General features: G+C 44.1%; 3 protein-coding genes and 1 other RNA gene. All 4 read left to right on the top strand.

Going from position 1 to position 3,015, the window contains the following annotated elements; all coding sequences use genetic code 11:
• Positions 1-63: a transfer-messenger RNA gene (gene ssrA, locus AAC033_RS18850) on the top strand; the annotation flags it as partial.
• Between the two features lie 156 nt (positions 64-219).
• Positions 220-1,776, top strand: coding sequence for an arylsulfatase (locus tag AAC033_RS18845; RefSeq protein WP_339741075.1), 1,557 nt, complete (start codon positions 220-222; stop codon positions 1,774-1,776).
• Positions 1,777-1,840: 64 nt separating this feature from the next.
• On the top strand, positions 1,841-2,710 hold the full coding sequence (locus tag AAC033_RS18840; RefSeq protein ID WP_339741072.1) for an alpha/beta hydrolase: 870 nt from the start codon (positions 1,841-1,843) through the stop codon (positions 2,708-2,710).
• Positions 2,711-2,747: 37 nt separating this feature from the next.
• Positions 2,748-3,015, top strand: a 268-nt coding sequence (locus AAC033_RS18835) for a hypothetical protein (RefSeq protein WP_339741070.1), incomplete at its 3' end; no start/stop codon positions are given.

The raw sequence follows: 3,015 nt of genomic DNA, 5'->3' as shown, positions 1-3,015 counted from the left end.
CACATGTAGAAAGCATATTGCTTCCTCGTTTGGACCCGGGTTCGATTCCCGGCAGCTCCACTTTTTCAAAAAGCATTCAAAAGCAAACTCCTGTAAGTGTCAAATTTACAGGAGTTTTTTTGTTTTTTGGCTCCCGCAATAAAGTGCATAAAAACGGACAGGGGAATTTGCTATTTCTTCGTTTTTGATCTATTTTCCCTGAATGAAATTCGAACAGCAATGAGAATAATCCACGGTCTTTGTTTTGGTTGCACGTTGCTTTTTGCAAGCGTTCTTACCGGGTGCCAGTCAGGGCAAAAAAATAATGATAGTCAACCCGTGCAACAGCCCAATATTGTAATTATTTATGCTGATGATATGGGCTACGGCGATTTGAACTGTCAAAATCCAGACTCTAAAATACCAACACCAAATCTGGATAAGCTGGCATCCGAGGGCATGCGCTTTACCGATGCCCATAGTTCGTCAGGAATCTGTTCACCAAGTCGTTTTGCGCTGCTTACCGGAATGTATCATTGGCGTAGACAGCATGGCATTGTTAATTCATTTGGCAAGCCATTCTTCAACGAATCAGATATCACCATGCCAGCGGTTCTGAGTAGAAATGGTTACACGACGGCATGTATTGGGAAATGGCACCTGGGATGGAATTGGGAATTTAAGAGCGAACCGTCAGGTGAAGTCATGCAATGGGACCGCTTGACCAAGTTTTATGGTCCCGAAGATATTGACTGGAGCAAACCCATTACTGGTGGCCCACTGGATCGCGGTTTTGATTACTATTTTGGTGATGGAACGATCAACTTTCCCCCCTATGCATGGATAGAAAATGACAGGATCGTTGAAGTGCCCACGGAAGTGATGGACATCAATAACATTGGGTTTGAAACAAAAGAGGGTCAGTGGGAGTTTCGACCCGGCCCGAAAGTTAAAGACTGGAATCCGTATAACGTTTTACCCACACTCATGAATAAAGCGGTCGAATGGATTAATCAACAAGAGAAGGAGAAACCGTTCTTTCTTTACTTTGCATTGCCATCGCCACATGCTCCAATAATACCCAACGATGAGTTTGACGGAAAATCGGATGCGGGGGCTTATGGTGACTTTATCGTGCAAACGGACTGGGTTGCAGGGCAGGTGCTAAAAGCTTTGAAGGACAGAGGATTTGAAGACAATACCATCGTCATCTTTTCGGCTGATAATGGCACTGAAGCTTATGCCTGGGAAAGAGCAGAAACGTATGCTCATTTTAGCATGGGAAATTTTCGCGGACTAAAACGTGATGTATGGGAAGGTGGTCATCGCGTACCCTTACTCATCAAATGGCCGGGGAAAATTAAACCGGGTGCCGTTTCAGATGAAGTCATGTCACAGATCGATATCATGGCGACTCTGGCTGAAATAACCGACGTTGAACTGCCCGAGAATGCAGCTCCCGACAGTTACAATTTTCTTCCGGTTTTAACGGGTGAAGATTATCGCTCACCGATTAGAGAAGTTACTATTCATAATACCTATGCAGGGAAATGGGGAATACGTAAAGGTGACTGGCTCTATATTAATGATAAAACGGGAGGACACAGAGAATTGCCGGAATCATTTAAAAAACTGACAGCTTATACCGATTTTGAAACAGAAGGCATTCTTTTTAATATGAAAGAGGATCCGGAGCAACGTGTAAACCTTTATGAAGATTATCCTGAAAAAGTGAAAGAACTGGAACGGCTCATAACCCTTAGTAAGGAGCAGGGCTATCTCGTAAAAGATAACTAATCAGAATTTAATATTTTTAGAAAATAAACAGCATCAATCCTATAACAAAATAAAGTCATTTAAAATGAAGCCATTTATCGTCATCCTGCTGTTAGGAATTCAGTTGAATGTCTTTTCCCAGGCGATTTCAGGATTTCAGGAGTACACATATAAGCGAGTTGATGCGGTTGAGTTAAAGCTACTGGTTAAAAATCCGGTCAATTTTGATGAAAGCACGAAGTATCCGACCATCGTCTTTTTCTTTGGAGGGGGGTGGAATTCAGGCACAATCACCCAGTTTAAGCCCCACGCCGAATATCTGTCTTCGCGAGGAATGATTACCGTTTTGGCAGATTATCGGGTTAAAACCCGACATCAGACAACACCATTTGATGCGGTGGCGGATGCCAAGTCGGCCATTCGGTTTTTACGGCAGAATTCAAAGACATTGCATATCGACAACGAAAGAATTGTGGCATCGGGAGGTTCGGCTGGCGGTCACCTGGCTGCTGCCGCTGCAACAGTTCCCGGACTCAACGATCCACAAGACGATCTGAAAGTCAGCGCGAAACCCAACGCCTTGGTTCTCTATAATCCGGTTTTTGACAATGGACCAACCGGTTATGGTTATGAGCGGGTAGGGGAGCGCTACCTGGAAATTTCTCCCATTCACAACATCGATCAATACACGCCTCCAACCCTGGTTTTTCTGGGTACGAAAGATGATTTGGTCCCTGTTGAAACTGCGAAGCGATTTAAAAAGAACATGGAAGTGGCCGGCAACCGCTGTGATTTGTTTTTGTATGAAGATCAGAAACATGGGTTCTTTAATTACCGCGAGGGCAATAAAGATGGAAATCGATATTTCACTGAAACGATGGAGCAGACCGACATTTTCCTGGAATCTATTGGATATTTACGTGGTAAGCCAACGATTCGAAAATCAGCTCAGTAGCACTGTACATTTGGAATCAACATAAAACGAAACCATTATGAAACTTTCAACCTTAAGCATCGTCACCTTATTTCTTTTAACGGTCACCTCCTGCACTCAAAAAATCGAGTTCTCGGCCAACTTTGACAATACCCACGACCGCGTTTGGGTGGGGAAGGATTTTTGGTCTATCCCATTGGAAGACTGGAAAGTGGAAAACGGACGACTTCAATGTGTGGGAACGGTTCCCCATTCGAGGGTAAACCTGCTCACCCATACGCTTTCAGCAGGTTCGGGCGAGTTTGAAGCCTCCGTGAAAATCAGCC

Origin of the sequence: uncultured Sunxiuqinia sp., assembly GCF_963974515.1 — a bacterium.
Classification (GTDB): domain Bacteria; phylum Bacteroidota; class Bacteroidia; order Bacteroidales; family Prolixibacteraceae; genus Sunxiuqinia.
Note: the sequence above shows the minus strand (reverse complement) of the source record. Positions and strands in the feature narration are given on the sequence as shown.